This is a genomic window from Luteolibacter algae (assembly GCF_042683045.1).
GTDB lineage: Bacteria > Verrucomicrobiota > Verrucomicrobiia > Verrucomicrobiales > Akkermansiaceae > Luteolibacter > Luteolibacter algae.
Genome location: NZ_JBHUIT010000031.1, coordinates 233158 through 252303, shown reverse-complemented (window position 1 = coordinate 252303; position 19146 = coordinate 233158). Strand labels below are relative to the sequence as shown.

Below are 19146 nucleotides of genomic sequence, written 5' to 3'. Positions count from 1 at the left end.
TGATCCATTTCACGTAACGTTCCAGCTATTCACGAGCACTTTCAGTTCTAGCATTTCACCATGAATTGGAGACGTATATACCCTTACTAATCGTTCATGGAGGAAAGATCCTCGGAAAATCATGGAATTTGCAAATCGCGTCTCGTCCCTCTCACAGAAAAAGTAATTTTTCACTGCATTCGCGTGCATTAACTTTTGTTCGCGGTTAAACCTCCTCCAGATTTATCGTGTTTCGCTTACTCATACTCCTAGCAGCGCTCCCTATCATCATCGCATTTGTCGTCCGTTGGTGGTTCGGCATGCGTATCCTCGCGGAAAAAGGAAAACTTCAGTGCAAGTGCGATATTGGAAGATGGGAGAAAGCATTCGGAAGTGAAAACCTCCCGGTCTCGCAAGTGGGAGACGCAGTCATTTACGCAGATTTCCTAAGAAAATCAGCTCTTGTTGATTGGGGCGCACGCGACCCTAAAGCAGCAACTTCGCGCGAAGGCGCCCGCCGATTTGGTATGGCTGTGCCGCCTCTGGCATTGATGATCGCAATTCTGGCAATCATCGTGGGAAAGATCCCAATAGCTGGTGCCATTGCTATCTTCCTGCTCGCCATTGCGTTTTCTGTAATTATTTCCTACCTGAGCATCGCCACTGAGCTCAAAGCGATTCTCATCACCTCTCGCAGACTGCGTGATACTGCAGTTTTTCACCGTAGGGATGATGAAGATGCTGTAATTGAGGCAGCCACCGCCCTTGCGTGGAAAGAAGCAGCTCCACCCGTCTTCAATCTCATCCAGAGATAAAAATTTTCACGATCTATGAACCTCCTCGCCATTCTTATTATCATCTCCCTTTTCCTTCTATGGAAGCTGGAATTCATCGCCACACTTCTCAATCTAAAGACTTTTCCTTCCACTCCGCCAAGCGAACTCGATGGTTTGATGGACCGGGAAAAGCTCGATCGTGCCCGCTCTTATCTATCGATCAATTCGCGCTTTGATATCATCAGATCGGTGTTCTCTCTCGGTATTTTATTGGCCTTTTGGTTCGCCGGCGGTTTCCCGTTTCTCGATAATCTAGCCCGCTCACTCGCAGGGAATGAAATTATCTCCGGATTGATCTTTCTCGGGATACTATTCCTCGCACAGAACCTTATATCTCTTCCTTTCGATTATTACGAAACCTTCGTTATCGAAGAGAAATTCGGGTTCAATAAATCAACTGTCAGCACTTTCATTGTAGACAGGCTCAAAGGGCTTCTACTCGCAGCGCTCATTGGCATGCCCTTGCTGGCTGGTATTTTGTGGATTTTCAACGAGGTGCCAAATGCATGGATCTGGGCGTGGGCGTTTGTCACAGTGTTTCAATTACTGCTCACTTACCTGGCTCCATCATTCATTTTACCCTTGTTCAATAAATTCACCCCGATGCCCGACGGTGATTTGAAAAGCGATATCGAAGCCCTTGGGGATAAATGCGGATTCCCGCTCCAAGGCGTTTTCATCATCGATGGCTCTAAGCGTTCCACCAAGGCGAATGCGTATTTCACAGGCTTCGGCAAACACAAGAAAATCGCACTGTTCGATACGCTCATCGAAAAATCCAGTTCACCTGAGTTGCTGGCAATACTTGCGCATGAGATCGGCCATTTCCGCCTCGGACACATCAAACAGCGCCTCTTCGTAGGTATCCTACAAATGGCGATGGTGTTCTTCCTCATTGGCTTGGCGACTGATCCCAACGGGGCCTTTGCACGCCAGCTCCATGATGCCTTCATGGTAGATAAGATCTCGCCACAAGTTGGGTTGGTTTTATTCACGATCCTCCTTGAGCCAGCCTCCAAGCTACTTTCCGTGATCGCAAACGCATGGTCCCGGAAGCATGAGTTTGAAGCAGATGCCTATGCGTCCGAATCTACCGGCACTCCGGAAGCTCTCGCCACAGCGCTGAAAAAACTCAGCAGCGATCACCTATCCCATCCTGCTCCGCATAAGCTTCGGATCGTTTTGGATTACTCACATCCGCCACTTCTCCAGCGCTTGAAAGCGCTTCAGGGAGGAAAAGCAACCCTGTGAGATCAGGAGAAAAGCGCTATTCTTGATGGAGATTGCTTAGGCTGTCCTACCGCAATTCACCTTTTTCCACAGCAAACCCCGTCGCCTTCCACGCCTTCCAGCTGCCGGGGATATTTACCACATTTTCGAATCCCATTTTAGCAAGGATACTTGCCGCGATACTTGCACGGTATCCGCTGGCACAATAAGTATAGGTGATTCGGCTTTTATCGAGTTTTACAGCCTCTTCCTCGAGCTCCGGGAGAAAGAGATGCATCGCGCCAGGTATATGCCCTTCTTTCCATTCGGACGGGGTTCTGACGTCGACAAGCTGCACCTCTGAGCCGTTTGTGGAAAGGATCGCATTCACCTCATGAACACTTTGTTCACCCAGATGGGAGATCGTTTTTCCGGCTTGTATCCACGCATTGATGCCTCCCGCGAGATAACCCGCGAAATTTGTGTATCCAGTTCTCGATAACTGAGTGACCAACTCGTCTATTGCCATATCAGAGTCCGCGATAAGGAGGATCGGCTCCTCTGGATCGAGCAACCATCCTGCCCATATCGACAACATTGGCGAAGAACCAATATTCATGGAACCGGCGATGTGCCCTGCTCCGAATGCGAGCATGTGTCGCGTATCGATCACCTGCACCTCATCCTTCATTGCCTCCTCGAATTGATCGGGGAGCAATCCTTCGATCTTTGGCGAGGCTCCCAGAATTTCCGGCCCCTTTGAATTCACCGCCTTCATCCGCGGATAGTAGGTGGGAGTGGGAGGCGTGCCTCCTAGGACAAATTGTTTGAATTCTCCCAAGTCATTGTATTGCAGAAAAGGGTTCGTTCTTTTCTCATATCCGATGGTCGAGTGTAGCCGATCGCCAATATCCGCACCGCATGGAGAGCCCTGGCCGTGAGCGGGATAGATCAATGTGCCATCCGGCAGTCCCAGATAATAATTCCGAAGGGTGTGGAAAAGCTCCTCGGTAAGTTTTTCAGTCGTCTCTTCTCCCAATAGATCCGGCCGCCCCGCAGATCCGACGAACAAGGAGTCTCCGGACAGAACTCCCCATGGTGAATCGGGCTCACTTTTGGATACAAGCTCGTAGCTAACATGCTCGGGTGTATGGCCGGGAGTGTGTCTCACGATGATCCGCGTATCACCTATCTCAAAGGTATCGCCATCCCGGATTGCTTGGAAGTCGAAGTCGTATTCCGCTCCTCCTTCCGCGCTCAGATATATTCTGGCTCCACCCACGGAATTCTCTAATTCACGGGAACCACTCACAAAATCAGCATGGATGTGAGTCTCAAAGATGTGGGTGATTACCAGATTTCTCTCCTTTGCCAGCTTTACATATTTTTCGACGTCCCGGGTGGCATCGAATATTGCCGCCACGCCTTTTCCGTCATCGCCAAGCAGGTAGGAAATTTCTGCAATGCCCTCCGTTTGTATTTTTTCGAAAATCGTCGCCATGGGTTTTTCAGGTTGGATTTATGATCGGCTTAAGAAATTCCACGCCGATACCAAATCATCCTCGCAGAATCTTTGCCATCCACCAAGCGCTCAAATTCTGGGTGTTCTCGAAGCGTGACAAACTTCCCACACTGCAAAGCGCAATTTCAGCGGTATCATTTGCTTGCATCTTGCGATCCAGCAGTTCCTTGGATCTCTTCGAAATGACTCCGTTGCTTATTCTTCCTTGGCGTGAGCCTCCAGATTGCCGTTAACTCGGAATATGAAAGAGATGACCTATAAACGCTGCGGAGATTCCGGGCTCCTTCTTCCGTCCATCTCCCTGGGATTTTGGCATAACTTCGGGCACGTCGATGACTTCCAGGAGTCTCGAAAAATCATGCGACATGCGTTTGATCATGGAATCACTCATTTTGATCTGGCAAACAACTATGGTCCCCCGGCTGGCTCCGCCGAAGAAAACGTTGGCCGCATCCTTGCCGAGGATTTCGCATGTCATCGGGACGAACTGATCATCACCACCAAAGCCGGTCACCATATGTGGAACGGCCCTTACGGCGAATGGGGTTCACGCAAGCATTTGCTGGCGTCTCTCGATCAATCTTTGCGCCGTTTAAGGCTGCCTTATGTGGACATCTTCTATTCCCACCGGCCGGATCCGGAAACCCGCCTCGAAGAGACCATGTCCGCATTGGCCACAGCTGTTAACTCGGGAAAAGCGCTTTATGTCGGCCTGTCCAAGTATCCTCTGAAAAAATTAAAGAAATCGGTGAAAATTCTCAAGGGGATGGGGATCCGTTGCATCGTTTACCAACCACCTTACTCCATACTCAATCGCTGGCCCGAAGCCCAAGGCATTCTCGACTATCTCAAGGAAGAAAACATCGGATGTGTCGCATTCTCTCCACTTGCGCAGGGAATGCTGACGCCGAAATACATGGACGGCATCCCCGCGGACTCACGCGCTGCACGTGAAGAAGGCTTCCTTCAGGAGGATCAGGTGATCGCACAACAGGAAAAAATCCGTGCGCTTGGTGATGTCGCTCAAAAACAGGGCACGAGCATCAATCACATGGCCATTAACTGGGTATTGAAACATCCCGCCATTACCTCCGCGATTATCGGTGCTCGCAACGTTTCACAACTAGACGACTCCTTGAAAGCTCTCGATGCTGCGGAACTCTCCAAATCCACGATGGAAGCCATTGATGCGATCGCTCCTGCGGATAAAGGGAAAAAAGCCGAGTAGCCGGAGGCTTCTACGGTTATTCCATTAATATCCTCCCAAAAAAAGGCCATCTGTTCCCAGATGGCCTTATGTTTTAACGGCAACGGCGAGTTGTTATTCCACAGCACCCGGAGCTTCCGCACCCGGCCCGCCCCGTTTACCGCGGGGACCACCTTTTTTACCACGTGGGCCGCCGGGACGATTCTGCATTTCCTCTCTCATTGCTTTCTTTTCGTCATCATTGAGCTCGCCATCCTTATCCGTGTCGAATTTTTCAAGCATCCGCTTCTTATGCTCCGCCTTCATGGCTTCCTTCTCGGACTCATTGAGTTTGCCGTCCTTGTCCGCATCGAACTTCTTGAGAACCTCTTTCTTGCGGGCTTCCATCATTTCTTTGTGAGCAGCTCTGGCGGCCTGGCGTTCCTCCTCGTTGAGCTTTCCATCACCGTCCTTGTCGAATTCTTCGATGACTTCCGGAGGTGGTGTATGCCCCCCGCCCTTGCGCTCCGGCTTGCTTCCCTGCGCTCCCGCTGTGCCGATGATTCCGAGTGCAGCTGCGATTACAATTATTGATTTAGTTTTCATAAGTTTCTGATTTTTAGGTTAATGAGCATATTCAATCTCACGCCTCCTACCAACACTGCCTTCGTCGATAAGTTCCGAATAAAATGAAAAAAATTTAATTCTCCGAGATTAGCGTCACGAACCGGAACACGAAAAAGGTCACCCGGAAATTTCCGGATGACCTTAAAAGTCTCACGACCTTTCGAGGGTAAGATTACTCAGCGTCTTTCTTTTTGCCTTCGCCTTTCTTACCTTTGCCCTTGCCCTTTTTACCGGCCATTTCCTTTTTCATCGCAGCCTTTTCTTCTTCGTTGAGCTTGCCGTCTTTATCAGCATCGAATTTTTCGAGCATCTTCTTTTTCCTTTCGGCTTTGTCAGCAGCACTTGGCTCGCTGACGACACCACTGATGCCGGAATCTTTTACTTCGGTTTCTTTAGCCTGTGCGCTGCCGATGACACCGAGAGCCGCACCTACGAGGACGAGTGATTTGAATTTCATATTAGTTTTCTTTGATCGTGAGACTTAATCTCTCACGCGCAATTAAACCTCCGGTTTTTTGCTAAGTTGCGCTGAAATCAAAAAAATCTTCGAATTTTTCGTCCTCCTCAAGTTTTGCACCCTCTCTCCGGAGTTCTCCCCTGCTTTGAAGGAAAAAAATAGGGAAAGGATTGCCAGCAGCCATCCGGACGTCTTGCATCTAGACACATCGTGGATACAGAAAAACCAACACCGCCGCCTTCCAATAAAACCGTCGTCTTCTTTCGTAGGTCGGCAAGCACCCTGTTGTTATGGGCGATCGTGGCTGCGATCTTCTGGAGCATGTATCCGGCCGCATATCTGGGGCTGATTATCACGTTGATACTCATTTCCTCCCGGGAATATTTTGTGATGCTCAGGCGTGCGGAGATCAAGTGCTTTCCCCGCTTCGGTATGCTGCTCACGGCTACCTATTGCGTGGTATCCGGCTACTATTTCCTTAATGGCCATAAGGACATCCCTCCGGTCGTGGATGCCATTGCGATCTTTTTGGCCGTGACGGGGGCTTTCACCCTTCAGCTCCGCTATCCGATCAAAGGAATCGAGGCGCTTCTATCCGTCGCTTCCACAATTCTTGGATTCCTGTATATCCCTTTTCTCTTCATGTTTGCCGCACGAATTTCATTTGGTTTACCAGGTGAAGGAGCTGTCCCCGGAGCGTTTGTCCTGCTCTGGGTCATTGCTGTGACAAAATTTACCGATATGGGGGCATACATCACCGGTTCACTAATTGGTAAACACAAAATGATTCCACACATCAGCCCAGGAAAGACCTGGGAGGGATTTCTGGGAGCTTTGTTTTTCTCCCAGCTTGCGGGGTGCGGACTCTATGCCCTGCTCCCAGGTCAGCTAAGCGCGCTGGATTCCTGGCATCATGTGATCATTCTTGGGTTCTTGCTGGCGGTTTTGGCCGTCATCGGCGACCTAGCGGAAAGTATCGTAAAGCGTGCGCTACATGCGAAAGATTCCGGGAATATGTTGCCTGGCATAGGTGGTGGGCTTGATCTTATCGATAGCATCTGCTTCACCGCACCAGCCCTCTATTTTTACCTCGTTTGGCTTCTTCCGAATCTCGCATGACAAAGGGACAAAAACGAAAAGTCGTTGTTCTCGGCTCCACAGGCTCCATCGGTCTATCCACCCTAAGAGTTGCCGGGAATTTACCTGAAGAGATCGAAATCGTCGGCCTTGCAGCGTGCACAAGCACCAGACAGCTTGCCGAGCAAGCACGTGCTACCGGCGTCAAAAATGTAGCTATCTATGAGGAGTCCAAAGCGACCGAACTCCATCAACTCTTACCTGCGGGGGTGAAAATTCATTCCGGTCCCGAAGGACTTTCCGAGCTCGCGCAGCTGGCAGAGGCGGATGTCGTGCTGATCGCAATCGTTGGGACAGCAGGCCTGCAGCCAGCACTCGCGGCAATCAAGGCAGGAAAAGATCTTGCAGTTGCCTCAAAGGAAATCCTGGTGATGGCAGGCGAAATTATCACGAAGAAGGCTAGGGAAAAAGGCGTGCGGATCCTTCCGGTCGATAGCGAACATAATGCGATTTTTCAATGCCTGGAAGGCCATCACGGTCGCAACGAAGACGTATCCCGGCTTATCCTCACCGCGTCCGGAGGCCCCTTTCGCGAGACACCTGCCGCCGCACTCCGGGAAGTTACTCCACAGCAGGCGCTCAAACATCCCACGTGGGATATGGGCCCGAAAATCACGATTGATTCTGCCACCCTTTTCAACAAGGGATTGGAGATGATCGAAGCTCGATGGCTCTTCGGGATTGAGATGGGCCGGATTGAAGCGATCATTCATCCTCAGTCGATCATTCACTCCATGGTGGAGTTTTGCGATGGCTCAGTTTTGGCACAGCTTTCGCAAACGGACATGGGGTTCCCGATCCAGTATGCGCTAACCTACCCGCAAAGGGTGAAAGGTGCGCTAAAACCACTGGACTTCGCTGCCCTTGCCAAGCTCGAGTTTTCCGCTCCCCGTCTTGATGACTTCCCGGCACTCACACTTGCCCGGAAGGCGGGCTCCATTGGCGGTACTCTGCCAGCTGTGTTCAATGCTGCAAATGAAGTGGCTGTGGACGCGTTTCAGGCGGGAGCGATACGTTTCCCCCAGATATGGGAATGTGTGGCCAACGTAATGGAGCAACACCTTACGGTCGTTTCTCCTGATCTGGATGAAATCCTCAAGGCCGACTGCGATGCCCGCCATTTTGCCAAAAAATATTGTGAACTCGCATAACCGGGGATCTCACCCTTTCCGGATCACGCTCACGCCCAGCCATAAAATTGCGGGAACGACGAGGCTGAAGCCGAAACCCCATTCTGGATTCTCTTTCCCGAGCGCTCCTATCCAGGCAAAGAGAAATCCCATCGGCATTGATCCACAAACAAGCGCAATTACGAACTTTCCAAACGGCATTCGCAGCAAGCCAGCCATGCAGGTGATAACTTCCGGAAGGATAGGCACTGCGCGACTCGCTGCCACCACCCAGGCTCCGCTGCGCTTGAACAAGCTTCCGCCGGTCTCGAAGTCCTTGGATCCAAGCCATTTCCTGGCGAAGCCTTCATCGAAAAACCGCCCCACTCCGTAGCCGACAATCCCTGCGAGAACTGAACCCGCTGTAGCAACAATCCCACCCACAAAAACTCCATAAACCGCTCCTAATGCGGACATAACGATCGTCCCCGGAACCGGAAGCAATAAATCGGCAACAAGTAAACCGATTCCTGCCAACCAAGCCCACGATCTTGAGGCTTCGAATTTTTCACTGAGAACCTCCATGCTCCAGGTTTGCTCAAAGGTGTCTCCAAACAGCAACCACCCACCCAGAAAAAACACGGTCAAGCCGAGCATTAACCAAACTAATCTCATACCGGATGGATGACTCCACGTTCTCTACGACATGTCAAACCTTAGGCTTGGAGAAGAATGAAACCGGTTCGGTCGCAAAGTGAGGCGAACCAAAAATGACGAATCTATATAAAAAAACGCTGCCGGCAGTATAAACCACCGACAGCGAAATAGTTAACTTTATTACTTCCAGTGTTATTACTTCACGCTTGCGTAAAGAGCACCTTTGGTAATTTGCAGGATGTAATTTCCTTTTACGTCAAATGAGTAATCGACTTTCAGCTGACCAGCTACTTCTTCAGCTTTTGCCGAATCGCCGCCCTCACCACTCTCTTTTGCATAGGATTGGCGGAGTTGTTCAAAGTGATCGTATTCTTCCGTGGATAGGATATTTTTCACCAAAGTTGCTTTGGTTTCATCATCGCTAGGCTTCCCTTCTTCATCCTTAGCTTTTTCCAGGATATTGGCTTTCACCGGAATGAGCAGGTAGTTGTGCTGAATGGAATAACCGTAGCTTTTGGTCATGAACTCCATGTTCTTAACCAAACTTGCTTCGATTTCCGCCGCACGTTTGGTGTATTGGGCTTTCTCATCCGCGGATTCCTTCGGAAGAGACGCTACCTTTGTCCGGATTTCTCCGAGAGCCTGGCGCTGCACATTGATTACTTGGAGATTGGAGATGAACTGCTTATTCGCACCCGCACCATCAATGATCGCGATGAGGTTGTAAGAGCCGTCGTCTCTGACCAAGTGGCTGGGAACTCCTGATTGAACTAAAGTGGACATATTATCGTTTTCCTTATCTTTGTTAGGGTTTTGATTAAATTTTGTGAAATACCAGATTCCAGCGCCAATTATAGCGATTAACACTACACCGGCAAGAGCCAATGGCATCTTTGGAGTAATCTTTCTTGTTTGGTTTAGACTCATATTTTTGGAAAATTGAGGGGTGTGAGAAACCATCCCACACCCCTCGTTTTAACAACCGTAACTAATTACACTAAGCAAATTAGAACGAATATGAACCGCCGAGGCTCAGACCATTCGCGGTTTCAGCATCGCTGCTGAACTCGGCACGATAGTTAAGCCCTACGCGGAATGCTTCGTTGATTTGATATTGAGCACCAACACCGAGGGTGAGGATGTCTTCACCAAGACCCGGAGCAGTCACAGCGAACTGTGTGCCACCAAGTCTAGCGGTGATGTTTCTATCAGAATCCATGAAGTTATGGGTATAGCTGATGTTACCGTTAACGCTGAACTGTCTGTTGACTTGATATTCAGCTTTCACACCGAGCTCGGCGAAGAATGCATCATCATCAAGGCTGTTAACGAACAGTGCGGCGGCGTTACCAGTGGAGTTAACGCTATCTGTTTCAGCAGTCACATAGTGGAGTTGGAGGAATGGGCTGACACGGAGTTTCTCATCCGAGTAAGCGTCTCCTTCGATTCCTGCGAAGATGTCGAAGACATCTGAATCAACACCGCTGAAGCGAGTGCGTCCAAGCACGTTCTGGCTGCTGCCATCATACTCGTAGCTACCGTAGGTCACACCACCTGTAACCATGAGATTCATCTCAGGTTTGATGACATAGCTGGCAATCGCGCCGAGGAGGAATCCATCAGCATCAGCATCGAGGAAGCTGGAGCTGATTTCACCACGATCAACACCGAGGAAACCTGCTACAGTGAAGGCACCAACATTGTGGCGGACACCTACGATGCCACCGTTACTGTCGATATCGTAGTCAGCACCGTTGACAGAGGAATCAGATCCTGTGTCGAAGTGTGCATATCCTGCAAATACCGATGTCGTGGCTTCACGATAGGATGGAGCTGGTTCCGGGACTGGCTCCTTACCGGAATATCCGACTGGGATTCTTACCGACTTGGCACTGCCATCAATGCTTGTTCCAGGCATGCTAAGAGCAGCTGTGGTGTAAGCCTTGGTGACTTGGATACCGTAATCGGTGAGGCCAGCGAAGCTCTCAGGGGAAAGCCCGTTGAGCGTAAGCCCTGGGGCTGTCTTACCATTGCCGATTACCGCAAGAGCGACTTGATCGGCACCGATTGCGGTGTTCAGGATATTTCCATTACCCGCGATATTGGTATTAACCGCGTTGGCAATTGCGATCTGGTTTGCATTGAGACCGGCGATACCGCTGAGGTTACCATTGGCGCCAGCTACTCCGGTTCCAAGCAAGGAAGCGGTTCTGGTTACGCCGGAGTTATCAACAACCAGGAAGTTCCGGTTGGTATAACCGGAGGTGAAGGTCGCACCAGAAGTATCGATGTTACCGCCGTTGCTGTTGATGAGCACTGCACTTTCTCCAAGACCGAACTCGCCGCCTTGTTTGGTGACGTTGAGCGTTCCGATCGTCGTGGTTCCATTGACGTTGAGAACGTCATGGTTACCAGTCGAGAGCACACATGTGGCAGGATTGATTGCGCCGGCTTGACGATTGGCATCAAGGACAAGGTTACCGGCGTTCACAAAATTATCATTAATTGTGAGAGCACCGATATTGCCTGCACCAACACCCGGATTGACAGTGCGACCTGCCAAGTTTGTGAATGTGCTACCACTGAGACTCAGCGTGCCATTACCTTGGAGGGTCTGGTAATTACCGTTCAGTGCATTGGCTTGTCCGGAAAGGACGCTGCCTGCATTGATCGTCACTGTATCGGCATTGGAACTGCCATTGATGACAACATTGCCGTTGGTTGTCAGCGAGCTGACTCCGCCGTCACCCAGAACAACGCCGGCGTCGACCACCGAGTTATTGTTAAGAACAAAGGAGGTAGCCGTAAGCGTGCCATTACCGGACAGTCTCGCGGTGCCTGAAGTATTGTCACCCACAACAATGCTGCTGATGGTGTCGTTACCGTTGAGCGTCAGTGTGGACGGGCTGTCAAGCGTGACCGCCGCATTGTCTGCGAGGCGGTTGGCAGAGCCTAGTGTCAGATTGCCTGACTGGATGTTAACATTAGCCGCTGCGCTTGTGCCGTTGAGCTGAACTGTTCCATTCGAGGTTACCACGCCGGTTCCGATGTTCGCGTTGACGACGGAGCCGTTGTTGAGCGCATAGCTCGCTGCTGTGAGCGTGCCAGTGCCGTTCAGGTTACCTGTTGAGGTGTAAGTTCCGACGGTGTCATTGCCGTTGAGGGTCAAAGTAGCGTCGTTGTTTACAGCTGCATTGTCAGCCAAACGGTTTGCACTGCCAAGCGTTAGGTTTCCGGTTTGGATATCCACGGTGCTCGCGGCACTGGTGCCGTTGAGGTTTACAGTTCCGTTGGAAGTTACTGCACCTGTTCCGATGTTGGCATTTACGTTCGAGCCATTGTTCAATGCGTAGGTCGCTGCGGTGAGCGTGCCAGTGCCATTGAGGTTGCCGGTGGAAACGTATGTGCCAACTGTGTCGTTACCGTTAAGTGTCAGAGTTCCATCGTTATTGACTGCAGCGTCGTCAGCAAGACGGTTAGCCGAACCAAGTGTCAGGTTTCCAGACTGGATATCGACGGTTTCCGCGCCGGATGTTCCTCCAAGGAGGACATTGCCGTTGGAAGTGAGCGCACCATCGCCGAGGTTTGCACCTGCAACGGTCACCGAATTGTTATTCAGCGCATAAGTTGCAGCTGTGAGAGTGCCGGTTCCGTTAAGGAGACCGTCACCTACGTTTGCACCACCGGATGTGTAGCTACCAACGAGGTCATCACCAGCAAGGGTGAGTGTGCCAGCGTTGTTCACGATTGCGTCGTCAACAATGTCGCCATCGATTGACAAACCTGGATCCAAGAGGAGCACGAGAGCCGCACCGCTCGAGATATCAACTGTTGCGCCAGCTGCACCAAGGTTACCACCAACGTTGAGTGTTCCACCAGTTACGTTGACGTCATTTGCTCCCGCGTTGCCGAGGAGAGTAACAGTGCCAGCCGTGCTGTTGAGAATACCGGTTCCAAGATTCGCACCTTGGGTGGTATTTGCACCGTTGCTCAGATTGTAAGTCGGAGCAGTGAGAGTGCCGGCACCGTTGAGTGTGCCACCCGCTGAATTGTAAACGCTTGCCTGTTCGTTGCCGAAGAGTGTTACGGTTCCATTATTGGCAATTGTAACGTTCGGGTTAACTAGACCACCTGTGTTCAGGTAGGTTGCGCCGGAAGCAACGTTCAAAGCGGAAGTGCTGAGTGCAGTAACTGCATTCAACGTTCCGGCATTTACGTTGGTAGGTCCGGTGTAGGAATTGGTTCCCGAAAGGGTGAGGAGGCCTGCACCATTTTTATTGAGAGTTCCCGCACCACGGATCGTTCCGCTGAATGCGCCTTCGGAAACGTTGAGAATGTTTGCATTCAGATCCACGATACCGTCTCCGTGAAGGTCGGTAGTTGTGAGGCTAGCTGCATTGATCTCTACGAGTCCTGGTGCATTTGCGCCGAGGGATGTGAGTGTGGTAACAGTATTGAGGTTTGCTGTTCCGCTGACTTCGAGTGTGGCGGCGCTGTTGAGCGTTCCGTTCGAGTTCAGGGTAGCTCCGGCATTCACAGTGATGTCTGTTGCGGCGAATGTATCACCTACAGCGTCACCTGCGTTGAGAACTCCAGACTGAACAGTGATTTCGCTAGAGCCGGTATTGGCGCTATTGATGTTCACTGTGCCATTCGTTGTCATGATACCGGATCCTGTATTCGCATTGACGATGGAACCATCGTTAAGCGCGTAGGTATCAGCGGTAAGTGTCGCACCATCAAGCGTGCCAGTGGAGGTATACGTTTTAACCGTATCTGCTCCGCCGAGTGTCAATGTTCCATCGTTATTCACGTTGGTGTTATCACCGATCAAATCACCACTCAGAGTCTGCAGCGCAGTTCCTGATTTGATGTCGAGATCGTCTGCATTGAGTCCGCCTACGGCATCTACAACAAGGGTGCCGCCTGCGAGGATGATCTCACCTGTGCCGCCGATGTTACCGGTGAAGTTACCACCATTGTTCAGCGTAAGGGTATTTGCCCCAAGGACAACCGAACCTGCTCCATTGAGTGCGCCGATGGTCTCATTGCCACCGAGCTGGAGAGTGCCGCTTGCATTTGTTTGAACAACTGCTGCGTTGGCGAGTTGCTCGGCAGCAGAGGTGCTGAGCGTTGCGCCGTCGGCAATGTTGATCGCGAGGGATCCCAGATTGCTCTGAAGAGCAAGAGTTCCGCCTTGGACATCAGTTGCGCCTGTGAAGCTATTGCTTCCGGAAAGCGTCAATGTTGAGCCGCCGACTTTGGTGAGACCGCCGGAGCCATCGATTGTTCCGGAGAATGAACCGCTAGCTGCAGTCAGCGAATTCGCACCAAGGTTGATGGTTCCACTGCCGTTAAGCCCTGTGGTCGTCAAGTTGCCGCCATTGAGATTAACAATGCCTGAAGCAGGTGTGACACTGAGGTTCTGGACGACAGTAGCACTGTTTACATTCAGTGTTCCGCCGACTACCACGTTTGCAGTATTGGCGATCACTCCATTTGAATTGAGCGTAGCTCCGGAGTTCACACCGATGTCATTCGCCGCGAATGTGCCGGATGCATCGAGAACACCTGTTTGCACAGTGATCTGGCTGGCACCGGTATTGGCACTGCTGATAGCAACGTTGCCATTGGTTGTGATAACGCCTGTTCCCGTATTTGCGGTAACGATGGAACCATCATTGAGGGCATAAGTGGAAGCAGTGAGCGTTCCAGAACCATCAAGAAGGCCATTGTTTGCGCCTGGTCCGCCGGACACGTAGGATGTGATGGTTTCATTACCTTCAACAGTCACTTGGCCGTTGTTTGTAAGGGCTGCATCAGAGGTAAGATTACCACCACTTGTGGTGAGGATAGCTCCACCGCGGACATTGATCGTGTCGGATGCAAGCGCACCGTTCACGTCAAGCGTTCCAGCGTTTACCTGGGTTGTGCCAGTGTAGGCATTCGCTCCATTGAGTGCGAGTGTGCCTCCGCCATTTTTTGTGAGACTGCCGTTACCGTTGATAGAGCCACCGAAGGTGCCGCCATCGTTTACAGTAACATTGTTGCTTCCCGCATTAATTGCAGCAGTGCCATTAAGCGTATTTACCGCAAGGTTCCCGGCAGCGTTGACTGTGCCTGAACCAGCGAGTGTTCCGATCGTTTCCGCACCGCCGAGGCTCAAGATACCATCTGCGGTTACAGTCGCGCTATTGGCAAGTTGCTCGTTGGCGGATGTCGTAAGCGTTCCGCTAGCTCCCACGTTGATTGCGGTAGAACCGAATGCGCTTTGAAGAGCGAGAGTTCCCGCTGCGATGGTCGCTGGGCCGGTGTAGCCATTGCTGTTTCCAGAGAGAGTCAAAACTCCACTGGATGCTTTGGTGAGTGTGCCGGAACCAATGAGCGAACCTCCGAAGTTTCCGCTGGAAACTGTGAAGTTGTTTGCCGCGAGATTCAGCGTGCCTGCCGCACCGTTGAGTGCGCCAACCGCAAGATCACCACCAGTTACATTCACTGCGCCGGAAGCTGCATTGAAGTTGAGGCTGTTGATCGTGTTCGGGCCGCTGGTGACATTAACGATACCGCTGGTATTCACGTTCGCAGCTGCTGCCACGAGAGCGTCGGCTTGAAGTGTGCCACCCTGGGCAACGTTGATATTTGTAGCAAGGAAGTTTCCGGACGCTGTGAGCTGACCTCCGGTTTTGATGTCGACTGTGGACGAACCGAGGTTATTCGCCGCAAGAATACCGCTGTTTACGGTTGTGATACCGGTAAGACCTGTATTCGTGCCAGTGATATTCAGCAAGCCGCCGCCGTTTTTGACCAGGTTTCCGCCGGCACCGGTGAGGTTGCCAGTGAAGACGCCGTTTTGGGCGGTGAGGGTGTTTGAACCGATATCGATCGTGCCAGTTGCAGGAGCACCATTGAGTGTGGTAACTGTCAAATTACCTGAGGTTGCAGTGACTGCGCCCACGACATCAAGTTCCTGAACCGTTTCAGCTCCACCGAGAACGAGAATACCGTTAGCTGCTACGCCAACTGTTGCGCCATCCGCGAGTCTTTCAGCACCAGTGGTATTGAGAGTTGCTGTAGCAGCAATCTGAACATTCGTGGAGTTGGAAGCGCCGGAAAGGTTAAGAGTTCCACCGTTAACCAATGTGTTTACCGAGTTGGAAGCACCGTTGATGTTCAGTGTGCCAGCTGTAACCACAGTATCCCCAGTGTAGGTATTGTTACCACCGAGTGTTGTAGTTCCATCAGCATTTGTGATACCGCCTGCACCTGTGATTGCACCATTGAGAGCGAGAGTGCCACCAGCTGTGCCGGTTGTGAGCGTATCGTTTAGTGCGAAGTTGTTTGCAAGCGAAACAGCAGCCATTCCTGCGTCGAGGTTCGTTGCAGCATCAACAGTTACCTGTCCGCCACTGAGTGACTGGTTGTTACCTACGCGCAGATTACCACCATTGAGAGTAGTGTTTCCGGAATAGAAATTCTGAACCTGTAGTGCAACGGTGTTCGTGGTATTTGCAGAATTACCAAGCAGCAAATCTGCCACTGTGGACTGGATCGGACCAGCAACGGTTACAAGACCTGTGTCGGTAGCAAGACCGTTGATGTTAACGGTCTGTCCCGGGTTACTGAAAATTCCACCACCAAGAGTAAGTTCTCCGGCAGTAGCACCAATACGGGATGAGTAAGGTCCAGCGACTCCCGTGAATGGAAGCGAGCCATCAAAACGCACACGAACTGCAGAATTGACGGTATTCACACCGTCCTGGTTGTTGAGGATACCGTCGTTGACGATGGTGATGCGCTCATTCGTTGTGATTCCACCGGAGAGCGAAAGCTTACCAGGTGTGGTCAGAGCGGTAGGGATTGTAGCGTCATTGAAGCGACCCCAGATAAAGGTAGCCTCGCTGTCATGGCTGTTGGTATTGCTACTAAGAGCAGCAGGATCGGTTACGAGCAACTCGGTGCCGCTGACGTGAATATTACCAAGTGTATTAACCGGACCATTGAGTGTCAGGTTGCCTGTGCCTGTGATAAGAAGATCACCAGTGGTATTAAGAGTTCCATCGAAGATTGTGTTTACCGACTGATCGATAACAACGATATCGAACTCACGGTTTGAACCGAGACGACCGAGGTTTACTGTTCCTGTTTGACCGCCATCTGCATCACCAAGACCGGCGAGAGCGAGACTGGTTGTGCCAGGAGCTGGGACGCCACCTGCGAGGAACACAGGATTGGTGCCGCTGTAGCCGGATCCATCCACGTTAAGTGTGCCGGCTTCCGGGTCGAGAATTCCGTTAATGGAAGCAGCGTTTCCGCTACCTACAGCGTCAGTATCGATAACAACTGTGCCGTCACCGATCTTACGGAGGATATTTGTAGCAACACCAAAGATAACTTGCTCATTATCGGTTGTAAAAGTTACCCCAGCGTCGGTATTGATCTGACTGACTGCACCATTCAAAAGAAGGTCGCGGGTATAGAAAGTCCGTGTATTGCTTTCATCCCCTGTGAAGTGAAGCGTAGGCAAACCAAGCGCACCACCGTTGAAGAGGACGTTACCGGCGTTACCAAGCGATACCGTATCTACGAAGACGGGAAACAAAAACGTCGGTGTTCCACTGAGAATAATTTCGCCATCCTGGATTTCTGTATTATTTGCAAGACCTGAGTAATCGTTGTTTTGACCACTTAGATCGAGGCTACCCTGGCCGGTCTTAATAATACCTTCTACAGAACTAGTGATTACACTATTCACATCAGTGGTAGCACCAGCTGCAACCGCGAAGGTTACCACTTGAGTTCCACCGGATCCGTTGATTCCGCCATTGATATTGAGTGTGCCGGAATTGTTATTGATCGTTCCACCAGCGCCGGTGACAGTAAGCTGACCGTTCAGAGTATTATTACCGGTGCTATCGATAGCGCCGGAGAAGTTGTTTGCAGTGTTGCCTGCTCCAGTGAAGCTGATCTGCTCGGAAGTTGCAAAGCCGCCTTGGACTGCGAGTGTCGCAGCATCAGCAACAACAGTGCCGTTACCACCACCGGTTGCACCAAGTGATGTAGTCGTCGTTGCGATGAGAGTGCCTGCAGTAACGTTGGTAACACCTGTATAGTTATTGGCACCTGGCAGAGAAAGCACACCAGCACCTACCTTGTTGAAGCCAGCGCTTCCTGAGATCTGGCCAGCATAAACGCTCGGTGCGGCTGGAGACACTGCACCATCTGCGGAAAGCGTATTGGCTCCGGAATTGATAAAGGTGCCTGCGCTACCTGTAAGAATACCTACGGTTTCATCAGAAGTAAGAGCCAATGTGGCTGAACCTGAAATATCAACCGCTGAAGTATCGGCAACCGCGGAACCACCGGAAAGCGTAGTTGTTCCACTCTGAACCTTGAGTGTTCCTGTAAATGCGTTAACCCCCGAGAGAGTCGCAGCAGCATTGGTCGTTACATCTGCAATATTTGAGGAAATATCTCCTGAAACATTAACCGTGCCAGATCCACCGGTGTTGATCGCCAAGTTCTGGCCCGCTGCTGCGGCAGAGACATTGGAAGCAACAATTAGATTATTTACATTAGCCGCGGAAATCGCAGCAGTGCCACTGACGAGCAAATCAGCGCCGGTGAGTGTCCAGTTGTGAGGACCTCCACCAGACGAGGACGCCGCAAGATTGTTTACGGTTTGCGGTGCCAGCAGAGTTACCGTGCCACCATTTACTGTTTGAAAGTTGGCGTTAGAACCGGCAGTCCACGCCTGATCGGTCCCCAACAGGTTAGCCTGATTATCCCAAACAGTATTTGCGACATCCCAGCTACCAGTGCCAGCGCCAGCATTATCCCAAAAGAGATCAGCTTGAGCTTGCGCCTGCGGGCTTCCGACTAGGGATACGAGCGATGCCCCGAGGAGCATCTGAGCACTACCGAATCGGCGTGACTTGGATTTCACGGCCCTTAGTGCCGTGGTCAGTATGTTTCTTCTTCTTTGTTTCATGGTGGTATTTTCTGAGAGGTCTACGATTTGATTGGAAATAGCTAAGATTTGCGCATTCAAAGAATCTCACTCGATCAATCGAGATAAGTTACAGCCCAGAAGAACCGATTTCCGCCAATATGGGAAGGGACTACATGTAACAGAAGCCGTTACAATTAAGCAAATGTTCCATACAAATCGAAAGCATTTATCCCATACCAAGCAAGACCCCCAGCAACATTTGCAATCTCCAGTCAAGACTTTTCAGAAACAGCCGTAATCCCTTCAACTACAAGAAAACCTGGAATCTGCAAGATTTACCGCCCGAAGTTCTTAATAGCCACAAATCACAAACCATCAACTAATTAAGAAACCCAAATTCAAACCCACAAAAAACAATAGCACATATATAGAAATCCAATTAATAATAAACGACGGTAAATCCAACAAAACAACCGGC

At 50.9% G+C, this 19146-nt stretch carries 11 protein-coding genes; 5 read left to right on the top strand and 6 right to left on the bottom strand.

The genetic code is table 11. The features are described 5' to 3' along the window. Positions 1 to 227 precede the first annotated feature (227 nt). Complete coding sequence (locus tag ACFSSA_RS13355; protein ID WP_386821008.1) at positions 228 to 794, top strand: hypothetical protein; 567 nt, start codon at positions 228 to 230, stop codon at positions 792 to 794. Positions 795 to 809: 15 nt separating this feature from the next. Continuing rightward, complete coding sequence (locus ACFSSA_RS13350; protein ID WP_386821007.1) at positions 810 to 2066, top strand: M48 family metallopeptidase; 1257 nt, start codon at positions 810 to 812, stop codon at positions 2064 to 2066. A 46-nt stretch (positions 2067 to 2112) separates the two neighbouring features. On the opposite strand, the gene ACFSSA_RS13345 is transcribed toward ACFSSA_RS13350, so the two are convergent. Continuing rightward, positions 2113 to 3525 (bottom strand): rhodanese-like domain-containing protein, encoded by a 1413-nt coding sequence (locus ACFSSA_RS13345; protein ID WP_386821006.1) that lies wholly within the window; start codon positions 3523 to 3525, stop codon positions 2113 to 2115. Between the two features lie 262 nt (positions 3526 to 3787). On the opposite strand from ACFSSA_RS13345, the gene ACFSSA_RS13340 reads away from it, so the two are divergent. Further along, entirely contained in the window at positions 3788 to 4774 is a 987-nt protein-coding gene (locus ACFSSA_RS13340; protein ID WP_386821005.1) for an aldo/keto reductase, read from the top strand. A gap of 93 nt (positions 4775 to 4867) precedes the next feature. Here ACFSSA_RS13340 and ACFSSA_RS13335 read toward each other — a convergent pair whose 3' ends face one another. Further along, positions 4868 to 5338 carry an EF-hand domain-containing protein gene (locus ACFSSA_RS13335; RefSeq protein ID WP_386821004.1) on the bottom strand — a complete coding sequence of 157 codons (471 nt, stop codon included), beginning with the start codon at positions 5336 to 5338 and terminating at the stop codon, positions 4868 to 4870. Positions 5339 to 5531: 193 nt separating this feature from the next. Further along, positions 5532 to 5816: a hypothetical protein gene (locus tag ACFSSA_RS13330; RefSeq protein WP_386821003.1), complete on the bottom strand. Its 285-nt coding sequence runs from the start codon at positions 5814 to 5816 to the stop codon at positions 5532 to 5534. A gap of 210 nt (positions 5817 to 6026) precedes the next feature. Between ACFSSA_RS13330 and ACFSSA_RS13325 the strand changes: the two genes are divergently transcribed. Together ACFSSA_RS13325 and dxr are read left to right on the top strand one after the other, a co-directional pair. Next, complete coding sequence (locus tag ACFSSA_RS13325) at positions 6027 to 6935, top strand: phosphatidate cytidylyltransferase (protein WP_386821002.1); 909 nt, start codon at positions 6027 to 6029, stop codon at positions 6933 to 6935. Further along, on the top strand, positions 6932 to 8104 hold the full coding sequence (dxr, locus tag ACFSSA_RS13320; RefSeq protein ID WP_386821001.1) for a 1-deoxy-D-xylulose-5-phosphate reductoisomerase: 1173 nt from the start codon (positions 6932 to 6934) through the stop codon (positions 8102 to 8104). Before ACFSSA_RS13325 ends, dxr begins: the two co-directional genes overlap by 4 nt. Before the next feature lie 9 nt (positions 8105 to 8113). On the opposite strand, the gene ACFSSA_RS13315 is transcribed toward dxr, so the two are convergent. From ACFSSA_RS13315 to ACFSSA_RS13305, 3 genes are all read right to left on the bottom strand, one after another. Beyond that, complete coding sequence (locus tag ACFSSA_RS13315; protein WP_386821000.1) at positions 8114 to 8719, bottom strand: TVP38/TMEM64 family protein; 606 nt, start codon at positions 8717 to 8719, stop codon at positions 8114 to 8116. A 195-nt stretch (positions 8720 to 8914) separates the two neighbouring features. After that, positions 8915 to 9502 carry a hypothetical protein gene (locus ACFSSA_RS13310; RefSeq protein ID WP_386820999.1) on the bottom strand — a complete coding sequence of 196 codons (588 nt, stop codon included), beginning with the start codon at positions 9500 to 9502 and terminating at the stop codon, positions 8915 to 8917. Between the two features lie 223 nt (positions 9503 to 9725). Beyond that, on the bottom strand, positions 9726 to 18707 hold the full coding sequence (locus tag ACFSSA_RS13305) for an autotransporter-associated beta strand repeat-containing protein (protein WP_386820998.1): 8982 nt from the start codon (positions 18705 to 18707) through the stop codon (positions 9726 to 9728). Positions 18708 to 19146 lie beyond the last annotated feature (439 nt).